24 protein-coding genes are annotated in these 17326 nt (G+C 62.0%); all 24 read left to right on the top strand.

The features are described 5' to 3' along the window. The 24 genes from FBY20_RS20410 to FBY20_RS20520 all read left to right on the top strand — a co-directional run bounded on the left by FBY20_RS20410 (position 1) and on the right by FBY20_RS20520 (position 17169). The gene (locus FBY20_RS20410; protein ID WP_142054275.1) at positions 1–1245 is read left to right on the top strand and encodes a phage major capsid protein; all 1245 of its coding nucleotides are present in this window, start codon (positions 1–3) and stop codon (positions 1243–1245) included. A 54-nt stretch (positions 1246–1299) separates the two neighbouring features. After that, the gene (locus tag FBY20_RS20415) at positions 1300–1554 is read left to right on the top strand and encodes a hypothetical protein (RefSeq protein ID WP_142054277.1); all 255 of its coding nucleotides are present in this window, start codon (positions 1300–1302) and stop codon (positions 1552–1554) included. 2 nt (positions 1555–1556) lie between these two features. Beyond that, positions 1557–2033 carry a phage gp6-like head-tail connector protein gene (locus FBY20_RS20420; RefSeq protein WP_142054279.1) on the top strand — a complete coding sequence of 159 codons (477 nt, stop codon included), beginning with the start codon at positions 1557–1559 and terminating at the stop codon, positions 2031–2033. Continuing rightward, entirely contained in the window at positions 2030–2383 is a 354-nt protein-coding gene (locus FBY20_RS20425) for a head-tail adaptor protein (RefSeq protein ID WP_142054281.1), read from the top strand. Before FBY20_RS20420 ends, FBY20_RS20425 begins: the two co-directional genes overlap by 4 nt. Beyond that, complete coding sequence (locus FBY20_RS20430; RefSeq protein WP_142054283.1) at positions 2376–2873, top strand: HK97 gp10 family phage protein; 498 nt, start codon at positions 2376–2378, stop codon at positions 2871–2873. Before FBY20_RS20425 ends, FBY20_RS20430 begins: the two co-directional genes overlap by 8 nt. Then, positions 2863–3222, top strand: a complete 360-nt coding sequence (locus FBY20_RS20435) for a DUF3168 domain-containing protein (RefSeq protein ID WP_142054285.1) — start codon at positions 2863–2865, stop codon at positions 3220–3222. Before FBY20_RS20430 ends, FBY20_RS20435 begins: the two co-directional genes overlap by 11 nt. A 64-nt stretch (positions 3223–3286) precedes the next feature. After that, a complete protein-coding gene (locus tag FBY20_RS20440; protein WP_142054287.1) occupies positions 3287–3940 on the top strand; it encodes a phage tail protein in 654 nt (217 codons plus the stop codon). Further along, on the top strand, positions 3940–4251 hold the full coding sequence (locus FBY20_RS20445) for a phage tail assembly chaperone (RefSeq protein WP_142054288.1): 312 nt from the start codon (positions 3940–3942) through the stop codon (positions 4249–4251). The genes FBY20_RS20440 and FBY20_RS20445 overlap by 1 nt, the downstream gene beginning before the upstream one ends. An 8-nt stretch (positions 4252–4259) precedes the next feature. After that, positions 4260–4559 (top strand): DUF1799 domain-containing protein, encoded by a 300-nt coding sequence (locus tag FBY20_RS20450; protein ID WP_142054289.1) that lies wholly within the window; start codon positions 4260–4262, stop codon positions 4557–4559. A gap of 2 nt (positions 4560–4561) precedes the next feature. Continuing rightward, complete coding sequence (locus FBY20_RS20455; protein WP_142054290.1) at positions 4562–7360, top strand: phage tail tape measure protein; 2799 nt, start codon at positions 4562–4564, stop codon at positions 7358–7360. Then, positions 7357–7695 (top strand): phage tail protein, encoded by a 339-nt coding sequence (locus tag FBY20_RS20460; RefSeq protein WP_142054291.1) that lies wholly within the window; start codon positions 7357–7359, stop codon positions 7693–7695. Before FBY20_RS20455 ends, FBY20_RS20460 begins: the two co-directional genes overlap by 4 nt. 9 nt (positions 7696–7704) lie before the next feature. Beyond that, a complete protein-coding gene (locus FBY20_RS20465; protein ID WP_142054292.1) occupies positions 7705–8439 on the top strand; it encodes a phage minor tail protein L in 735 nt (244 codons plus the stop codon). Continuing rightward, positions 8439–9209, top strand: a complete 771-nt coding sequence (locus FBY20_RS20470; RefSeq protein ID WP_174245438.1) for a C40 family peptidase — start codon at positions 8439–8441, stop codon at positions 9207–9209. Before FBY20_RS20465 ends, FBY20_RS20470 begins: the two co-directional genes overlap by 1 nt. Continuing rightward, on the top strand, positions 9206–9868 hold the full coding sequence (locus tag FBY20_RS20475) for a tail assembly protein (protein WP_255452417.1): 663 nt from the start codon (positions 9206–9208) through the stop codon (positions 9866–9868). Before FBY20_RS20470 ends, FBY20_RS20475 begins: the two co-directional genes overlap by 4 nt. Next, the gene (locus FBY20_RS20480; protein WP_142054294.1) at positions 9865–13233 is read left to right on the top strand and encodes a host specificity protein J; all 3369 of its coding nucleotides are present in this window, start codon (positions 9865–9867) and stop codon (positions 13231–13233) included. The genes FBY20_RS20475 and FBY20_RS20480 overlap by 4 nt, the downstream gene beginning before the upstream one ends. Positions 13234–13243: 10 nt before the next feature. Then, positions 13244–13531, top strand: coding sequence for a hypothetical protein (locus tag FBY20_RS20485; RefSeq protein WP_142054295.1), 288 nt, complete (start codon positions 13244–13246; stop codon positions 13529–13531). Further along, positions 13532–14263 (top strand): hypothetical protein, encoded by a 732-nt coding sequence (locus FBY20_RS20490; protein WP_142054296.1) that lies wholly within the window; start codon positions 13532–13534, stop codon positions 14261–14263. A gap of 44 nt (positions 14264–14307) precedes the next feature. Beyond that, positions 14308–14478 carry a hypothetical protein gene (locus FBY20_RS27735; RefSeq protein ID WP_160144424.1) on the top strand — a complete coding sequence of 57 codons (171 nt, stop codon included), beginning with the start codon at positions 14308–14310 and terminating at the stop codon, positions 14476–14478. Continuing rightward, a complete protein-coding gene (locus FBY20_RS20495; protein ID WP_142054299.1) occupies positions 14471–15154 on the top strand; it encodes a pyocin knob domain-containing protein in 684 nt (227 codons plus the stop codon). Before FBY20_RS27735 ends, FBY20_RS20495 begins: the two co-directional genes overlap by 8 nt. 213 nt (positions 15155–15367) lie before the next feature. Beyond that, positions 15368–15604 carry a hypothetical protein gene (locus tag FBY20_RS20500; protein ID WP_142054301.1) on the top strand — a complete coding sequence of 79 codons (237 nt, stop codon included), beginning with the start codon at positions 15368–15370 and terminating at the stop codon, positions 15602–15604. Positions 15605–15685: 81 nt separating this feature from the next. Continuing rightward, complete coding sequence (locus FBY20_RS20505; RefSeq protein ID WP_142054303.1) at positions 15686–15994, top strand: hypothetical protein; 309 nt, start codon at positions 15686–15688, stop codon at positions 15992–15994. Position 15995: 1 nt separating this feature from the next. Further along, complete coding sequence (locus FBY20_RS20510) at positions 15996–16274, top strand: hypothetical protein (RefSeq protein WP_142054305.1); 279 nt, start codon at positions 15996–15998, stop codon at positions 16272–16274. Then, positions 16271–16771: a hypothetical protein gene (locus FBY20_RS20515; protein ID WP_142054307.1), complete on the top strand. Its 501-nt coding sequence runs from the start codon at positions 16271–16273 to the stop codon at positions 16769–16771. Before FBY20_RS20510 ends, FBY20_RS20515 begins: the two co-directional genes overlap by 4 nt. Further along, positions 16768–17169, top strand: coding sequence for a hypothetical protein (locus FBY20_RS20520; protein ID WP_142054309.1), 402 nt, complete (start codon positions 16768–16770; stop codon positions 17167–17169). Before FBY20_RS20515 ends, FBY20_RS20520 begins: the two co-directional genes overlap by 4 nt. The last annotated feature ends 157 nt before the right edge of the window (positions 17170–17326 follow it).

Genomic DNA, 17326 nt, shown 5'->3' on the forward strand with positions numbered 1-17326 from the left:
ATGAAGCAACAATCGAATGCCCGCGTCCCCCGCGGGCTGGTTTCCGTACGCGCCGACGCCGGCAGCCCGGGCGAGGTGAAGGCCCTCATCGAACAGCTGAACCAAGCGTTCGCCACGTTCAAGGACGAACACTCCAAGCAGCTGGATGAGGTCAAGAAGGGTACGCATGACGCACTCCAGGCCCTCAAGGTCGAAAAGATCAACGCGGACATCTCCCGGCTTCAATCGGCCATCGACGACGCCAACATGAAGATTGCGTCGGCGCAGATGGGCGACGGCACCGGCCATCGCCTGCAGGACTCGGAATACAGCAACGCCTTCAACGCGCACTTCAAAAAAGGCGACGTGCAGGCCGCGCTGAACAAGGGCGCCGCAGATGAAGGTGGCTATCTGGCCCCCGTGGAGTGGGATCGCACCATCACCGACAAATTGGTGCTGGTGTCGCCGATGCGCCAGTTGGCGCACGTTCAGCCGGTGTCCGGGGCGGGCCATTCCAAGCTGTTTAACATGGGCGGCACCGCGTCTGGCTGGGTTGGTGAAACCACGGCACGGCCGCAAACTGGGGCGGGTACGTTCGCATCGCTGGGCTTCGGCTGGGGCGAAATCTACGCAAACCCCGCCGCGACGCAGCAGATCCTGGACGATGCGGCGATCAATCTGGAATCGTGGTTGGCAGGCGAAGTCGAAACCGAGTTTGCCAAGCAAGAAGGCTTGGCATTTGTGTCGGGTGATGGGACCAACAAGCCCTTCGGCATCCTGACCTATGTGACTGGCGGCGCGAACGCCGCGAAGCATCCGTTCGGCGCCATCAAGGCCGTTAACAGCGGGGCGGCGGCGGCGATCACCTCTGATGGTTTGATCGACCTGATCTACGACCTGCCGTCGGCCTTCACTGGCAATGCGCGGTTCAGTATGAACCGCAAGACGCAGGGAACCATCCGTAAGCTCAAGGACGGGCAGGGCAATTACTTGTGGCAGCCGTCGTATGTCGCCGGCCAGCCGGCAACGCTGAGCGGTTTCCCGATCACCGAGGTCCCGGATATGCCGGACGTTGCTGCCAACGCCATTTCAGTGTTGTTTGGCGACTTCAAGCGCACCTACACGGTCTATGACCGCGTGGGAGTGCGGGTGCTGCGGGATCCCTACACGGCGAAGCCGTATGTGCTGTTCTACACGACGAAGCGTGTGGGGGGCGGCGTCCACAACCCCGAGCCGATGCGCGCGATGAAGATCGCCGCGGCCTAAACACCCCAAGGGAGGGCGGCAGCTTGACGCCCTCCCGTATGTGAGGAGATTTACATGCCGAAGCTGATCAAGGCATTCCGTGGTGTCCCGAAGGGCGCCATTTACCCCGTGGCCTATGAGGCGGGCCAAGATTGCCCGCCTGAACTGGAGGCCGGTGCGCGTGAGTTGGGCGCGCTGGAGGGGGCTGAGGAAGAGTCCGACGAAAAGAAAGACCTGATGGCCCAACTGGATGCGGCGCAAATCAAGTATGACAAGCGTTGGGGGCTGGACAAGCTGCGAGCCGCGCTCGCAGAAGGCCAGAAGGACTGATCATGCCGCTGCTGACGCCTGAAGAGTGCATTGCTCATTGCAACGCCGATCCTGCGGACGCGTCTTTGCTGACCGACTTGCTCGCCGCTGCCGAAAGCGCGGTGGCAGGCCATCTCAATCGCGCATTCTTTTCGGCGCAAGCCGACCTCATCGCCGCGCAGGACGCGCTGCCGCAGGCTGCCGGCGACGCTCAGGACGCATATGAGGCTGCGATGGCCGCTGCGGCGGAGCTTCTCAACCCGGCTGCGCGCCAAATGGCAACCGCACTTGCGACGGAGCGGTTGAAAGAAGCGAAGATCGGCTTTCAGCGCGTGCTGTTCGGCATGGTGGCGACACCTCGTGTCAGGGCCGCGGTGCGATTGACGCTCGGCAATCTGTATGCCAACCGCGAAGAGGTGGTTGTCGGTGCGAGCGCGGCTCGGCTTCCCCAAGGGGTGCCGGAACTCCTGCGCGCTGACAGGCGGGAGATGATGCCATGAGGGCTGGGACGCTGCGTACCTGGATTCGGATCGAAAGGCGGGAAGATGGGCAAGACGACGCGGGGCAGCCGAATGGATCCTGGGTGGAAGTTGCAACAGTACCGGCAGATCCTCGCGGTCAGACCGGTATGGGTGCCATTACCCGCAATCAGGAAAACATTGGCGCGTCTATCAACGCATACAGTTTCCGGATCCGGTTCCGCCGCGGCATCGACCAGGGGATGCGCGTCCTGGAGCTTTACGACGGGCAGCCGGTGGGCGAACCCTTTGACATCAAGAACGTGCGGATGGACCTTGCCCGACGGCAGTGGACGGACTTGATCTGCGAGCAGGGGGGCAGCGATGGCTAGGGGGCTTCAGGCAAGTTTCGACACATCGGGCTGGGCGGTGGGCTTGGATCGGTTGCTGGGACCCGCACGGGTCAGCTTGGCGCGCTCCATGGCCGTTGCTGGCGGCGAGGTGCTGCGGGATGAGGCCAAGGCGCGGGTGAATACGCACAACGGTGTTTTGGGCGCCGCCATCTACCTTGCTTTCCGGGAACGGTACTCGACGGATCAAGAAGTCCAGTACGCCGTCACCTGGAACAAGCGTAAGGCGCCTCACGGCCACCTGGTGGAGTTCGGGCACTGGCAGATCTATCCGGTGATCAAGAAGGCCGACGGAAGCTATGTGACCGACAAGCGCCGCAAGCTTGCGTCACCGAAATGGGTGCCCGCCTATCCGTTCTTGCGGCCGGCGTATGAGGCGGCTGCGGCCCGCGCCCAGACTGCAATGATTCAGCGGGGTCGACAACGGTTGCCTGAGCTTTTGGCAGGACAGGAGGTGCGCGATGTCACTTGAAGCGCAATTGCTCGCAGTGCTCGGGCCGTTGGTCGGCGGGCGTGCCTATCCAGATGTCACCCCGGACAAGCCTGTGTTTCCGTTGATCGTTTACCAAGGCGCGGGCGGGCAAGAACAGTGGTATGTGGAGCGCAAACGCCGCGAGAAGCAGCATCAGCGCGTGCAGGTATTCGTATGGGCCGCGACGCGGGCGCAGGCAAGTGGAATCGCGTACCAGATCGGCACCGCCTTGTGTGAAAGCGACTTTCCTGCTGTTGAGCCGTATGGCTCGCCCACCAGCCTCTACCAAGAGGCAATCAAGAAGTACGGCACCCGCCAGGACTTCGGTATCTGGTTTCTTCACTCCTGACCTTTCCCCCCGCTTCTACATCGAACCCGGCCACGCGGCGGGTTTTTTCATTTGAGGAACACAAATGTCTTCCATCTTCATCAACGGCACGCGGTATTCCATCTCGACGGCGCTTGCCGCGGCCGCCGCCATCTCGGCCATCTCCAATGCGAATCCGGCTGTTGCCTCCGCGGTCGCCCCGCCGGAAGACGGCTCCATCCTGGTTCTGAAATCGGCGTGGACCAATCTGAGCGAGACCGTGGCGCGCAGCGCCAATGCAGACACCGACAGCTTCGAGCTGGAAGGCGTGGACACCACGAGCACCGTCCTGTTCCCAGCAGGCGGGGGCGCTGGCTCCTATCAGAAAGTCAGTTCCTGGGTAGATCTGGACCAGGTGCGCGACGTGGTGATGGCCGGCGGCGATCAGCAGTTCTTCAACTATCAGTACGTCGAAGATCCGACCAGCCGCCAGCGCCAGAAGCCGACCTTCAAGAACGCGATGACTATGACGGTCTCGCTGGACTACGACCCGGACAAGCCTTGGTATGCGGCGCTGATCGAGGCTGACCGCCTGCGCGAGCCCGTCGTCGTGCGCGGGGTGCTGCCCAACGGCTCGACGCTCTTCTACTACGCCTATCCCTCGTTCAACAAGGTCCCCGTCGGCCAAGTGAACGAGAACCTTCAGAACACGGCGGTTTTCTCTCTCATCGCCGATCCCATCCGCTACGAGGCCGCGTAATGACGTTCAAGATCAAATCCGACCCCACCATCAACGCCAGCATCACCATCATCGGCCAGGGGCGCGAGCAGCAACTGAACGTCACGTACCGCCACAAGACCGGCAAAGAGTACGACGCGTTGATGAAGCAGCTGGCCGCCGGCGAGATCTCGACCGCCGACCTGCTGCTCCTGCTGATCGAGAACTGGGACGCGGACATGCCCGTAAGCAAGGAGTCGGTCGACTTGCTCTGCGAGCACCAGCCCGGCGCCGACCTCGCGATCGCGAGCGCCTTCAACGACGCAATCCGGGTTGAGCGCAAAAAAAACTGACTGAGGCTGTGGCGGCCTTCCTTTGGGAGCCGCCATCAGCCGCAACGTTAGCGAAGGCGGGGTTACGGCTCACCGACTTTCCCCGGCCTCGCGCAGAACTATGGCCGGAGCATGTGCCGGCGTTCAACCTGTTCACGCGCAACTACACGCAGTGGCGCGTGGGGGCGGGAGGGCCGATAGGGCTGGATTACGGGGTCCTGTATCACGATCTGGACCGTCAAGAGCTTCCCAGGGCGGAGCAGCAGGAAATCATGGACGTTCTTCGGATCATCGAGCGGGCGGCCCTGGAAATCTTCCATAAGAGTTGAACATGGCACAGGAAAGCATTGGCACCGCGCGGCTAGATATCGTCGTCGATACCTCGCAATTCGACGCTGCGATCGCTTCGGCCAAGCGCGGAACCAGCGACATGTCTCAGTCCGCGCAGGCGGACTATACGAAGCTGGCAACCGCTGAGCGCCGTCGCGTTGACGCCCTGGTGAACCAGGCCAACACCATCGGCATGACGCGGAAGGAGCAGATCCTTTACAACGCCGCCCTGCGAGGTGTGCCGACTTCGATCTTGGACGAGCTTAAGACCAAGCTGTCGGCGACGGGGACCGCCGCAGTCGGCGCCACCAAGCAGTTGAATCAGTACGGGGTGAGCGCCGCACAGCAGGCTGCAGCGCTTCGCGGCGTTCCTGCGCAGATCACCGACATTGTGGTTTCGTTACAGGGCGGTCAGCAGCCCCTCACGGTGTTGCTGCAGCAGGGCGGCCAGTTGAAGGACATGTTTGGCGGCATCGTGCCGGCGGCGCGGGCTCTCGGCAGCACGATCCTGGGACTGGTGAATCCCTGGACGGTCGCCGCAGCAGCGGTCGCCGTCTTCTCAACTGCGCTCGTGTCGGGCAAAGGCGAGCTGCCGGAGTTCACCAAGACGCTGATTCTGAGCGGTAACGCAGCCGGGCAGACTGCCGCAGGTATGTCCAACCTGGCCACGCGCATCGCGGACGTGGCGGGGTCTCGCGGGAAGGCCGTTGATGCGCTCAACCAGATCGCGGCTTCGGGCAAGATTGCGGGGCAGAACTTCGCGGTGGTTGGAGAAGCGGCGGTTGCAGCGAACCGCGCCACCGGAAAGGCTATTGCCGACACCGTGCAGGAGTTCGAAACGCTCCGCGGCAAGCCGGCGGAGGCAATCGCCGCACTGAACGAGCAGCAGCATTTTCTGACGCTGGAGGTCTATCAGCAGATCGCCAGCCTGGAGCGCCAAGGACGTACTCAGGAAGCTGCCGCGCTGGCGCAGCGGACCTATGCGGACGCCGTTAAGCAGCAGGCCGAGGAAGTACGGCAGAGCCTTGGCACGCTTGAAACGGCGTGGAACGCAGTCACGCAGGGGGCCAGCAGCGCGTGGGAGGCCATGAAGAGTTTCGGCCGGGCGCCGACCTTCGACCAGATCACGGCACAGCTCAGGACCGTCAACGCGGAGCTGAAGCAGCTTCGCGATAACGCGGCTCCTCAAGACGACGAAACCAAGGCATTCGTTGGAGATGGCGGACGTGCGGCGCGGCGTCGGGCGAAACCGCTCGAGCGGGACCAAAATCGACTGATCGCAGAGGCTGCAGCGCTTCAGGATCAGGCCGACCAGGCCGCAGTTGTGGGCTGGCAGAAGCGCCAGGAAGCGGAAAAAATCGCAGCTGAGGCCCGCCTCTCATCCCTCGCCAAGGAAACCGAGACAAATCGGCAGAAACGCGAGCGCGAGATCGCCCAGGTCAAGAAGGATGCCGAGATCACAGGGGCGACTCTCGAGACGCAAAAGAAGCTGATCGACCAGATCAACGAGAAGTACAAGGACCCTGCGGTAAAGGCGTACACGGAAGACGCCGCTACTAAGCTCTTGCAGCAATACCGTGAGGCGGGTGCCTCCCTTCAGGCCCAGATCAGCAGCGAAAGCAGGCTGGCCACCTGGGGGCAAAAGCGTGCCGAGTTCGAGCAGCAGATTGCGGACCTGAAGGACAAGAAGGTCCTGACGGCGGATCAAAAAAGCCTGCTCGCCCAGCGAGACCTGCTGCGCCGCCAGCTTGATCTGAATGTTGCCGCAGAGAAGGAGCTACGCACCAAGCAGGAGACTGCCAAAGTCGAAGCCCTGCGCGCCAGCCTGGCCGCGACCCGAGACCTGGAGCAGCAGCAGTATGCGGACCAGGTGACCGGGGTGGGGCTGGGTGACCGCGCGCAAGAGGAGCTTCGCGCGCGTCAGGCGATATTGCGCGACTACCAGCGCCAGCAGGCACAGTTTGACCGCTCGATGGCGTCTGGGCAGATGCTGCAGGAGACCTACCAGAGCCAGACTGCTCTCCTGCAGGAACACCTGGATCTGCGTCTGTCGATGCAGCAGCAGTACTTCGACCAGGTCCGCGAAGCGCAGGGCAACTGGAAGAACGGGGCAACCTCGGCGCTGGCCAACTATCTGGACTCCGCCGCGAACGTAGCCGGGCAGACGAAGACGTTGTTTTCGAATGCCTTCCAGGGGATGGAAGATGCGATCGTGCGATTCGCCACGACCGGCAAGCTTTCTTTCAAGGACTTCGCCACGTCGGTCATCGCTGATATGGCGCGGATTGCGGCGCGCCAAGCCGCCGCCGGGCTTTTGGGCAGCATCTTTACCACTGTTGCCGGCGCTGCAATCGGTGGTATTACCGCGGGGGCAGGATATCAAGGCTCCGGCATGGCCGCCGTGGGCAGTACCGATGGCATGACGGGAAACTGGGGCGCTGTCGCCGGGGCTAGAGCTTCCGGCGGCCCCACTGCCGCCAACTCGCTTTATCGCGTCAACGAGCTGGGTCCAGAGCTGTACTCGGAAGGCGGGGAAACCTACCTGATGAGCGGTGCAAACGGTGGCTTCGTCACCCCGCTGAAGCAGGCGGCTGCAGGTTCCAGTGGCGGAAGTGTCGTCAACGTCCAGGTCAATGTGAGCTCCGACGGAAACGTCAGTTCGTCGGCTTCGTCCGATCAGTACCGATCGTTCGGCGACGATCTGGGCAGGTTCGTGGATGAGCGGATTCAGCAGTTCCAGGTGCAGAGCTACCGCCCCGGGGGCTTGGCCTGGCGCCAACAAAACGGAGGGCTATCTTGACCAGGGAAACATTCTCGTGGCGGCCGATCAACTCGCCGCAGGGCGAGATCAAGTTCCGGCGCACCGTGGCCCAGTTTGGTGACGGATACAGGCAGGCGGTCGGCGATGGCATCAACAACAAGATGCAATCCTGGCCCCTGCAGTTCCAGGGCAGCGCGGCGGAGCTGGCGCCGATGTTGGACTTCTTGGACCGTCACGCTGGCGTTATGGCGTTCTATTGGACCCCGCCACTCGGCGTCCAAGGTGTGTACGAGGCGGTCGGCTACAACCCGGTTCCGGTGGGTGGTGGTGTTTACACCGTTTCCGTCACGTTTCAACAGATCGGCGCAGTGTGAGGTGAGGTTATGTCAGTTCCAGTCGAAGTACAGAAGCTGGATGCCGGAAACCTGTTTGTGGGTTTCGAGATCGACTGCACCGGCATCGGTGGCAGCACTGAGCGCTACCACAATCACCGAGACGGGCCTATCGTCTGGCAGGGAAAGACGTACCTCCCGTGGGCAATCGAGGGTCGAAATTTCGAGCGAACCGGCAATGGAGAGCAGCCCCTCCCCGAGGTGTCTGTGGGCAACATCGGACAGGACGACGACGGGAACCCGATACCGGGAGTCGTCACGGCGCTCTGTCTCGCGCTCGACGACCTGGTCGGTGCGAAGCTGATCCGCCGGCGCACGTTCACCAAGTATTTGGACGCGGAGAATTTCGAGGGGGGAAACCCGAGCGCGGATCCTACGGCGCATCTGCCGGACGAGGTATGGACCGTCTCCCAGAAACGGCTGGAGACCAAGCAGGCCGTGACGTTCGTGCTGACCTCTCCATTTCAGTTCGAGGGCGTTCAGTTGCCGCGACGGCAGATCATCGCAGGCAAGTGCGGCTGGCTCGTCATCGACGGGCCTGAGGGAGGTTACCGCGGCGCCTATTGCGGATACACCGGCAGCGCGATGTTCGATCGTGATGGAAACCCAGTTTCTGACCCGTCGCTCGACAAATGCGGTGGGCGTGTCTCCGACTGCAAGCGACGTTTCGGGGAGTGGCAACCCCTTTCTTTTGGCGGCTTTCCGAGCGCCGATAGGATTCGATGATGCGCGCAGCGATCAGAAGGAAAATCGAAGCGCATGCCTTGCGCGATTACCCGCGCGAGGCGTGCGGATTGCTGGTCGCCGATGGCGCCAAACAGCGGTTCATTGCCTGCAGGAACATAGCCGAGGATGGGCAAGACTTCATCATCTCGGCTGAGGATTACGCAGCGGCAGAGGACCAGGGCCAGGTCATCGCCGTTGTTCATTCGCACATCGACAGGGACGCGACCCCGACTGAAGTCGATTTGGTCAGTTGCGAGGCGACGGGGCTGCCGTGGCACATCGTCAGCGTGAAGAAGAACGCGGGCGATGAAGCGCCGGCGATCGCGCACTGGCAGTCGTTCGCGCCGAGCGGATACGTGGCGCCATTGGTGGGGCGGAATTTCCATCATGGATCTCTGGATTGTTACGGGCTGATCCGAGACTTCTATCAGCGCGAGATGGGCATTACGTTGCCTGACTTCGTTCGCCCAGATCGCTGGTGGGAAAAACCGGAGTGCGGCGAAATCTACCTGGACAACTTCCAAGCAGCCGGGTTCGTTCAAGTCAGTGACGGGCCCCGGTATGGCGATGTCTTGCTGATGCAATACCGCAGCGATCGCACAAACCACGGAGGCGTGTTTCTTGGCGACGCCGATCTTAAGTCGCAGCCGGGCTTGCACCGCGTGCCGGGCGCGATGCTGCATCACGCCATGCCGCGGCTGTCGGAGAGGGTGGTGTACGGCGGATATTGGGCCGACATAACCCGAATGATAGTGAGGTATGCGAGATGACTGCAGCAACGATGGGACAGCCCGCTTCGGCGGGCTTTTTTGCGCCCGATCGAGTGCGGACGATCCGTCTGTACGGCTGGCTGGGCGCAAAATTCGGCCGGGTCCATCGGTTCGTGTGCAACGACACTGCAGGCGCTATCCGCGCGCTGTGCCAGATGGTCCCGGGATTTCAGGCCGCCCTCTACGACAGCAAGGACCGGGGTATCGGATATGCCTGCTTCATTGGCAAGGAGAACATTGCCGAGGGCGGGCTGAGCTTTCCTGTTGGACATGATGACATCCGCATCGCTCCAGTGATCCAGGGGTCCGGTCGTGGGGGCGCATTCCAGATCATTCTGGGCGCCGTCCTGGTGGCGGCGGCATTCTTCACCGGGGGCGCGTCAATTGCCGCTGGCGGCGCGATTGCCTTCTCCAGCGTGGCGGGGCAGATGGCCTTCATGCTGGGCGTGGGGATGATCCTGGGCGGCGTGTCACAGCTTCTGACGAAGCAGCAGGGCGGATTGTCGAGCGTTGACAGCCCGGATAACGGCGCCTCCTACAACTTCAATGGGCCCGTCAACGTCACGGCGCAAGGAAACCCGGTTCCGGTCTTCTACGGCGAGATGACCATCGGGTCCGTGACGGTGTCCGGCGATATGTATTCGGAGGATCAGCAATGACGGTTGAGCTGCTTGAGCGCAAAGGCGGGATGCGCATCGTGGGCTCGGGGGGCGGCGGGAAGGGGGGCGGCAGCGCTCGAACTCCCGTTGAGCAGCCCGACAGCCTGCATAGCACCGCCTACGCCGTTCTGCTGGACGTGATCAGCAACGGCGAGGTGTTTGGGCCGGTCCACCCGGGAGAGCCACTGCGGTGCATCTATTTGGATGGAACGCCTATCCAGAACGAGAACGGCACGCTCAACATTCCCAATGTGCAGGTCGAGATTCGCTACGGCACGCAGGACCAGGAGCACATTGCCGGCTTCCCCGCGTCGGCAGACGTGACCGCGGTGGGCGCGGATGTGAAGACCACACAGCCGTGGACGCAGCTCATCACCAACCCCGAGCTGTCGGCGGTGCGCGTGACCCTGCAATGGCCACAGCTCATGAAGGCGATCGAGTCTGGCAAGAACGTTGGCGATCGAGTCGGCTACGTCATCGAGTACGCAATCGACCTCGCTGTCGGCAGCGGCGCCTTCGAAAACGTTCTGACCACCACCGTCGATGGGAAGTCGGTGGGCGGGTATAGCCGAACGCACCGGGTCGAGCTGCCGGCCACGAACGCCGGTTGGACAATTCGCGTGCGCAGGTTGACGGCAGAGGCGAATAACACCGCCATTGCCGACGCCATGAAGGTGATGAGCTTTGCGGAGGTGATTGACGGCAAGTTCCGATATCCCATGACCGCGCTTGTCGGCATCAAGATCGATGCCGCGCATTACCAGAGCATCCCGACCCGGGCGTATCGCTGGAAGGGTCAGATCATTCGTGTCCCGAGCAACTACGACCCGGAGACTCGCGCCTATACGGGGGTGTGGGATGGATCGTTCAAGCGCGCCTGGACTGACAACCCGGCGTGGATTTTTTACGATCTTGTCACGAGCAAGCTGTACGGACTTGGCGACCGGATCGACGCGTCGATGATCGACCGCTACGCCCTGTACCAGATCGGAGCATATTGCGACCAGTTGGTGTCCGATGGACAGGGCGGGCAGGAGCCTCGCTTCACGTGCAACTGCTACATCCAGGGCCGGGCCGATGCTCTCAAGGTCATCAACGATCTGGCGAGCGTCTTTCGTGGCATGGCGTATTGGGCGAATGGCCAGGTTCTGGCCGTGGCAGATGCGCCCGGCGATCCGGTCTACACCTACCCGAATGGCAAGGTGCTTAATTCCGAATTCAATTACACGGGGGCCGACATCTCGACCCGCAACACCGTGGCGTTGGTGTCCTGGAACGATCCGAGCGACTTCTACCGTGCCAAGGTCGAGGTGGTGAATGACGATGACGGGATTTTCCGATTCGGTATTCGCAAAACCGAAGTCACGGCCTTCGGGTGTACGTCCCGAGGCCAGGCCCAGCGCGTGGGGCTGTATCAGCTCTACACGTCGCGCTTGGAGACCGGCGGGGTGTCGTTCTCCGTGGGCCTCGAGGGCGTGATTCCCCAGCCGGGGAGCATCATTCAGATCGCTGATCAGAACAGGGCCGGGCGTCCGATCGGCGGCTTGGTGCGGCAAGCCTCGGCCTCGACGGTGACGCTGGATCGAGATCACCCGATCCAGCCCGGCAACACTCTGACCGTGATTTTGCCGAGCGGCCAGGCAGAGCGGCGCCGGGTGGCGCTGGTATCCGACCGGGTGGTCACTGTCAGCCCAGCTTTTTCGGCGGCACCGGTTGCGGACGCCAGTTGGTCCGTGGACGCGGATGATCTCGTCGCTCAGTATGTGCGGGTCATTTCGGTGAAGGAACGGAACGAGGGCACGATCTTTGACGTGTCCGGGGTGTTTCATCACCCGGGAAAGTTCGCCGCCATTGACAACGGCGCACGGCTGGACCCGCTGCCCGTCAGCGTGGTACCGCCACGGTCCCAGCTTGCGCCCGACAACGTCATGATCGCCGAGTTCGCGACGTTTCACCAAGGCATCACGCGGCACAATGCCGAGATCACCTGGGAGGCAGCCGAGAACGCGGTGTCCTATGACGTGCAGTGGCGCCGCGACAGTGGTGACTGGGTGCAGATGCCGCGCACGGGAACCTTGCTCGCGGAAGTCCTGAATATCTACTCCGGGGATTATGTGGTGCGAGTCCGCGCCATCAACGGGTTGGATGTTCCGTCGCTGTGGGCCTATTCGCCCTTGACGACGCTGTCCGGCGTAATCGGCAGTCCGCCGGTTGTCACGTCGCTCGTCACGACTGGCGAGATTATGGCGATCCGCTTGAACTGGTCCTACCCGGACACGCCAAACATCCTTGAGAAGGCGGAGATCCGCGCGAGCCTGACGAACAACTTCTTTGACAGCTATGTGGTTACCCAGGTGTCCTATCCGGATACCTCTTACACGCTGTACGGCCTGGGATACTCCACCGAGATGTGGTTCTGGATCCGGCTGATCGACAAGAACGGCACGGCCGGACAGTGGTATCCGGCTTCGTCCGGCGCCGGCGTGTTTGGGAAGCCGAACCAGGACCCCGAGACCATCTTGGACTACCTGGAAGGCCGACTCGGGGAGGGCCAATTCGCACCTGGAGTGATCAGGGAGATTCAGGCAGGCGTTACCGAGGACGTGCTGGAAAAGATCATTGGCGACCTCGCCGGTGACGACGTACTCGATCAAAAGTGGTTCGCAGGCGACGATGGCGACAGCTTCGTCGGAACGGTGACGACGACCTCTGTGATCAACGAGGGCGATTACCGCGAGGCAAAGCGTACGACCTCCCTTGCCGCGCAGACGGCGGGAAACCTGGCGATCATTCGTCAAGAGCTTCAGGTGACGGCGGATCTGACCCAGGCAACTGCCAATAGCCTGACGGTGCTGTCCGCGGCGGTGACTGGGATGGAGGCGACCGTCGAGGAAGCGGCCTCTGTTGTCGCGAGTCTGGATGGCGCGTTGTCGTCGAGCTGGCAAGTGAAAACGCAGGTTCGAACCGATGGGCGGGTCGTACAGACCGGTGTGGCGCTGGGCGCTGCGATTAACCCCGACGGCACCAGTCGTAGCGAGTTCCTTGTGATGGCCGACACGATTGCATTTCTCAATTCGATCAATGGCCAACTGCACGCCCCTTTCATCTTTGACGTAGCAAACGACACGGCGTTCTTGAACAGCCTGTTCATCAAAAACGGGACCATCACGAACGCCATGATCGGCGCCTACATTCAGTCCGACGACTACGTGGCAGGCGTGACCGGCTGGCGTCTCTCGAAGACTGGCACATTTGAACTGAACTCGCCGCTTCCTGGCGGTGGTCGCATGCGTATTACTCCGCAGCAGGTGATCGTGTACGACAACAACGGTATTGATCGCTGCACGCTGGGATGGCTTGCATAGGAGATTTTTCATGCCTTACGGCTTGCGTATCAAGGACGCCTTGGGCGCGGTGCAGGTGGAATACACCTCCACCCTGCCTCGGATCCTTGGTCAGTTTGATACGGGCGTGGCCGATGGTTCTATTTCCACACCCGGGCTGGCTGGTGGGACACCCTTTTTCCTTATTCTTAGCTCCCCAGGTGTGGCCAGTTTTCTGAATCTTCCTGTCATCGTTCCAGGCGCTTCCTCTTTCTCCTGGTACTTCGTTTCTCCGCAGGAACGCGTGTCTGCGCGTGTTGCATACGGGAGGATCGGCTAGATGGCAGACTATGGTTTGCAAGTCCGGAACGAAAGCAATCTGATCCAAATAGACAGCACATTCCAGAACCTAGCTTTTTGGACGAAAGGCGTTGCAGTGGCCAGTCAAGCCACGGGGTTTTCTTCCTGGCGCTCTGGGACAATTACTGTCCCATATACCCCGGCCAGTGCTTTCGCTTTCAGGGCAGATTTCCCCACTTTTATCTTGAATACGGTGATCTCGGGCTCCACGATGCAGGTGGATTTCCTTTCCTACATCGTCGGCGGATCCGCCGCCACCATCTACTGGTATCTTTTCGCGCCGCCCAACTTTACGGGGTTCCCTGCCGGCCAGAACTACGGGCTTCGGGTTAAGAATGCTGCCGGCGTTTCTTCGTTCGATTCCCGCAATCAATACATGAAATATCTGGCATCGCTGAGTGGCATTGACACAGATCTCCCTGTTACGCAGGATAATGCGCCGCCCCAATTCTTGAGCTACACGATGCCTGTGGGTGCGGTTCCTGCGGTCCTGCAGGGGAATTTGGCCACGAACATAGCTGAGGTTCCAACCGGGGTGAGCCTGCCCGATTTTATGTTTTTCTGGCAATCCTCTTGCGTCCGTCAGTCTGGATCTGTCATCGGCGTTGCCAGCTGCGTGCGCGTCCAAGGGCCTTACCAGCAGCCGATAAACCCGCCGCAGATGCGCAGACAGCCGTGGAATTACACGGTTATAGACGTGGGCGGACTCTAAAACACTACCGCCTGCAGGCGGTTTATTTTTGGGCACAGCAAAACATGCAACAGGAAATTCATCAGGTCCTTCTCCAGAACATGGGCAATCGCTTGACCCACGAGCTCATCAATGGGCTGACGGCCCGATTGGAGATGATCGCCAGGCAGGGCATCGCCGACGCGATCAAGGCGCAGGAGGCCGCGAGGATGCCCACGGGAGAAGGCGATGCCTGATTACTCCGACTTTCAGATCGATCTGGATACGCCGCAGGTCGGAGGAGGGCGCGGAGAGTCTCCCCGATCGGCTTTTACGAAGATCAACGGGTTGATCGATGTGCTCGCGAACGGCTTCAGCGAAATCATTTTTGCTGGAACGAATGCCAACGACGTGGTGCGCCCAGGCTTCTACGTCATCCAGTCCGATGCGAACGCCACCGCAGCGCTCAACTGGCCCATTCAATTAGCTGGCACGCTCATAGTGGAGGCTTCGAACGCGGGCAATATGCAGGTGACGCAGGCGTACACCACGCGAACAGGCCGCACATTCAGGCGCGTGCGCTTTACCTCCAGCAAGGTCTGGGAGGGATGGCAGGAGAATGCCCGAATCGCGGACCTGGGAGCCATCAATGCGCTTGGCATCGGGCAGTCTTGGCAGAACGTAGGGGCCTCTCGCGCGCCAAATACAAACTTCACGAACTCAACCAGTAAGCCCATATTAGTGATGGCTTCTGTCGCGCTGAATGCCGCGAATGGCCGCATCATCATGTACGTGGATGATCGGCTTGCGCAAGACTCTTTCAATCCTACGTCGGCCGCGAGCCTGGGCGCCCAGGTAGTTGTTCCCGCCGGTTCCACATACCGGATAGTGCCCGTGGCAAGCGCCATCTCCGCATGGTGGGAATACCGATAAATGCAAACATTCAAAGACACCGAAACCGGCCAGTATTGGCAGTTCGAGGATGATGTTTCAGTGGTCGAAGTGGACGCCGGGCTGAGGTTCGTTGCGGTTCATGGCGCTGAACTTTCCGTTCCTCAAACCCTTGTCCGGAGCACTCCGCCTCCGCCATATGTCCCTCCCGAGCCCGAGCCTTTGCCAGTGTCTCGTTGGCAAGGGCGCGAGGCCATGCGAGCTACGCCCTACGGCGACATACCGCTAGAGGAAGGTGGCATTTCGCTGTTCGAAGCCACCGAGCAACTACTTGCCCGGCCTGAGACGCCGGCGTACTACCGGACCGCTTGGGAAGAGATGCAGGTGTTCGACCCGACCAGCCCGATGCTCAGCGCGATCGCCGACACACTGGGCCTGGCTGCCGCGGACCTTCGCGCCTTGTTCCTCTTCGCCGCGACCTTGAAGGCGTGACGGGTGCAAGTGGCACCGCAGCGACCTCGATCTCAATTCATCCCGCCAAGGCGGGATTTTTTTCGTCTCAAGGAGACGCGATTGAACATCCAAGACTTTGACGCCTTTGCGGCCAAGTTCGCCGGCGTCCTGGGCGCAGCTGTGTCCATGCGCTACCTGCAAGGCAGTTGGCCGGCGCGCATCAGCATGGCCGTCAGCGGCTCGCTGGTGGCCTATTACGCTTCGCCGTACTTGTCCCTCGCGCTGGGCATTCCCGAAGGTCTGGCGGGCTTCCTGATGGGCATGTTCGGCATGGCCATCGTCTCGCGCGCGTGGGAGGCGGTTCAGTCCGCGCCCATCGCCGCGCTTTGGCAGGCAGTCATCGACCGCGTACGCGGCAAGGGGGCATGACATGGACAGCACCATCTATCTGACGCTGTGGGCAGTTCTCGCGTTCGTCTGCTGGCTGGTGGTAGCCGGGGGCGCCGGCCTGGCCGTGTTCGCCCGAGCCATCAAGGACACCACGCTTGAACGGATCGGCCTGTCGGCCATCTGCCTGACGGCTACGGGTGCCGCTTGCCGCATCTTCGTGGCGGGCTGGGCCAGCGCGGGGGACGCGGCGTTCGCGGCCTCTGCCGCCTTCTACGTGGCTGCCGTGACGGCCAAGCACATCAGGAGCCCCAAGCAATGACGCTATCCGAAATCATCGCCGCCGGCATCAACCCGGCGCTGGCGCTGCTGCCCGCCGGCATGGACACGCCCGAAGCGCGCATCATGCTGCTGGCGATCGGGCTGCAGGAATCGCGCTTCGAACATCGGCGCCAGCTCGTGGGCAACCCGCCGCGCCCGGTCGGGCCCGCGAAGAGCTTCTGGCAGGCCGAGCAGGGCGGCGGGATGGTACATGGCGTCCGGCTGCACGTCGCCACCAGCGCTGCGGCCGCGCACCTTTACCAGGCGCGGGGCGTGCCGGCTCGCGACGCCGCTATCTGGGATGCCATCGAGCACGACGACGTGCTGGCGGCTGGCCTGGCGCGCCTGCTGCTGTGGAGTGACCCCGGTCGGCTGCCTGCGGTCGGCGATAAGCAGGGGGCCTGGAATCTCTACCTGCGCACCTGGCGTCCGGGGAAACCGCATGCGGCGACGTGGCCGGCCCTTTACGCGCGGGCGGTGGCCGAGGTGACACGATGAATCCGCTCCTGCGCGCGGCGCTGCCATACCTGATCGGCGCGGCGATGCTCACTGCCGTCGTCTTCGGGGTGCGCTGGTATGGCGCCAGCCAATATCAGGCCGGCGTCGACAAGGCGAATGCGGATCACATGCTGGCCGAGCTCACTGAGTTCAAGAATCAGACCGCGCGCCTGGGCGGAATCTCCGACACCCTGGAGGGCGCCTTGGTGGCGCTGCGCGATTCCGAGCCCAAAACCATCGAAAGGTACACCCGTGTCGAAGTTCAGACCCCTTTGCCTGCTAGCTGCCGCCTTGATGCTGAGCGGCTGCAGCACATCAACGAAGCCGGCCGCCTGGCCAATACTGCCCGCCAACCTGGCCCAGCTGTGCCTGCCGGTGCCGGAGGTGACAAGCGATAGCTGGGACGACTTCGCGCGCAGTTACATGGCGCTGGCGCTCCGGTATGGGGAATGCTCGGCCCGGCATCGGGCTACTGTGGAGGCGTGGCCGAGATGAGCACGTGCAGATACACGGCACAGACCAGTACGCGCTGGATCACCCTCGTAATGAGGTCGG

It is taken from the genome of Achromobacter sp. SLBN-14 (genome assembly GCF_006715415.1).
Lineage (GTDB): Bacteria > Pseudomonadota > Gammaproteobacteria > Burkholderiales > Burkholderiaceae_B > Achromobacter > Achromobacter mucicolens.

Excerpts from the sequence above, each read along its gene's own strand:
- FBY20_RS20500 (WP_142054301.1), top strand. The coding sequence starts at position 15,368 with ATGCGAGCTACGCCCTACGGCGACATACCGCTAGAGGAAGGTGGCATT.
- FBY20_RS20510 (WP_142054305.1), top strand. The coding sequence starts at position 15,996 with ATGGACAGCACCATCTATCTGACGCTGTGGGCAGTTCTCGCGTTCGTC.
- FBY20_RS20415 (WP_142054277.1), top strand. The coding sequence starts at position 1,300 with ATGCCGAAGCTGATCAAGGCATTCCGTGGTGTCCCGAAGGGCGCCATT.
- FBY20_RS20410 (WP_142054275.1), top strand. The coding sequence starts at position 1 with ATGAAGCAACAATCGAATGCCCGCGTCCCCCGCGGGCTGGTTTCCGTA.
- FBY20_RS20490 (WP_142054296.1), top strand. The coding sequence starts at position 13,532 with ATGGCAGACTATGGTTTGCAAGTCCGGAACGAAAGCAATCTGATCCAA.
- FBY20_RS20480 (WP_142054294.1), top strand. The coding sequence starts at position 9,865 with ATGACGGTTGAGCTGCTTGAGCGCAAAGGCGGGATGCGCATCGTGGGC.
- FBY20_RS20485 (WP_142054295.1), top strand. The coding sequence starts at position 13,244 with ATGCCTTACGGCTTGCGTATCAAGGACGCCTTGGGCGCGGTGCAGGTG.
- FBY20_RS20425 (WP_142054281.1), top strand. The coding sequence starts at position 2,030 with ATGAGGGCTGGGACGCTGCGTACCTGGATTCGGATCGAAAGGCGGGAA.
- FBY20_RS20430 (WP_142054283.1), top strand. The coding sequence starts at position 2,376 with ATGGCTAGGGGGCTTCAGGCAAGTTTCGACACATCGGGCTGGGCGGTG.
- FBY20_RS20470 (WP_174245438.1), top strand. The coding sequence starts at position 8,439 with ATGCGCGCAGCGATCAGAAGGAAAATCGAAGCGCATGCCTTGCGCGAT.
- FBY20_RS20495 (WP_142054299.1), top strand. The coding sequence starts at position 14,471 with ATGCCTGATTACTCCGACTTTCAGATCGATCTGGATACGCCGCAGGTC.
- FBY20_RS20475 (WP_255452417.1), top strand. The coding sequence starts at position 9,206 with ATGACTGCAGCAACGATGGGACAGCCCGCTTCGGCGGGCTTTTTTGCG.
- FBY20_RS20520 (WP_142054309.1), top strand. The coding sequence starts at position 16,768 with ATGAATCCGCTCCTGCGCGCGGCGCTGCCATACCTGATCGGCGCGGCG.
- FBY20_RS27735 (WP_160144424.1), top strand. The coding sequence starts at position 14,308 with ATGCAACAGGAAATTCATCAGGTCCTTCTCCAGAACATGGGCAATCGC.
- FBY20_RS20440 (WP_142054287.1), top strand. The coding sequence starts at position 3,287 with ATGTCTTCCATCTTCATCAACGGCACGCGGTATTCCATCTCGACGGCG.
- FBY20_RS20435 (WP_142054285.1), top strand. The coding sequence starts at position 2,863 with ATGTCACTTGAAGCGCAATTGCTCGCAGTGCTCGGGCCGTTGGTCGGC.
- FBY20_RS20455 (WP_142054290.1), top strand. The coding sequence starts at position 4,562 with ATGGCACAGGAAAGCATTGGCACCGCGCGGCTAGATATCGTCGTCGAT.
- FBY20_RS20465 (WP_142054292.1), top strand. The coding sequence starts at position 7,705 with ATGTCAGTTCCAGTCGAAGTACAGAAGCTGGATGCCGGAAACCTGTTT.
- FBY20_RS20445 (WP_142054288.1), top strand. The coding sequence starts at position 3,940 with ATGACGTTCAAGATCAAATCCGACCCCACCATCAACGCCAGCATCACC.
- FBY20_RS20420 (WP_142054279.1), top strand. The coding sequence starts at position 1,557 with ATGCCGCTGCTGACGCCTGAAGAGTGCATTGCTCATTGCAACGCCGAT.
- FBY20_RS20515 (WP_142054307.1), top strand. The coding sequence starts at position 16,271 with ATGACGCTATCCGAAATCATCGCCGCCGGCATCAACCCGGCGCTGGCG.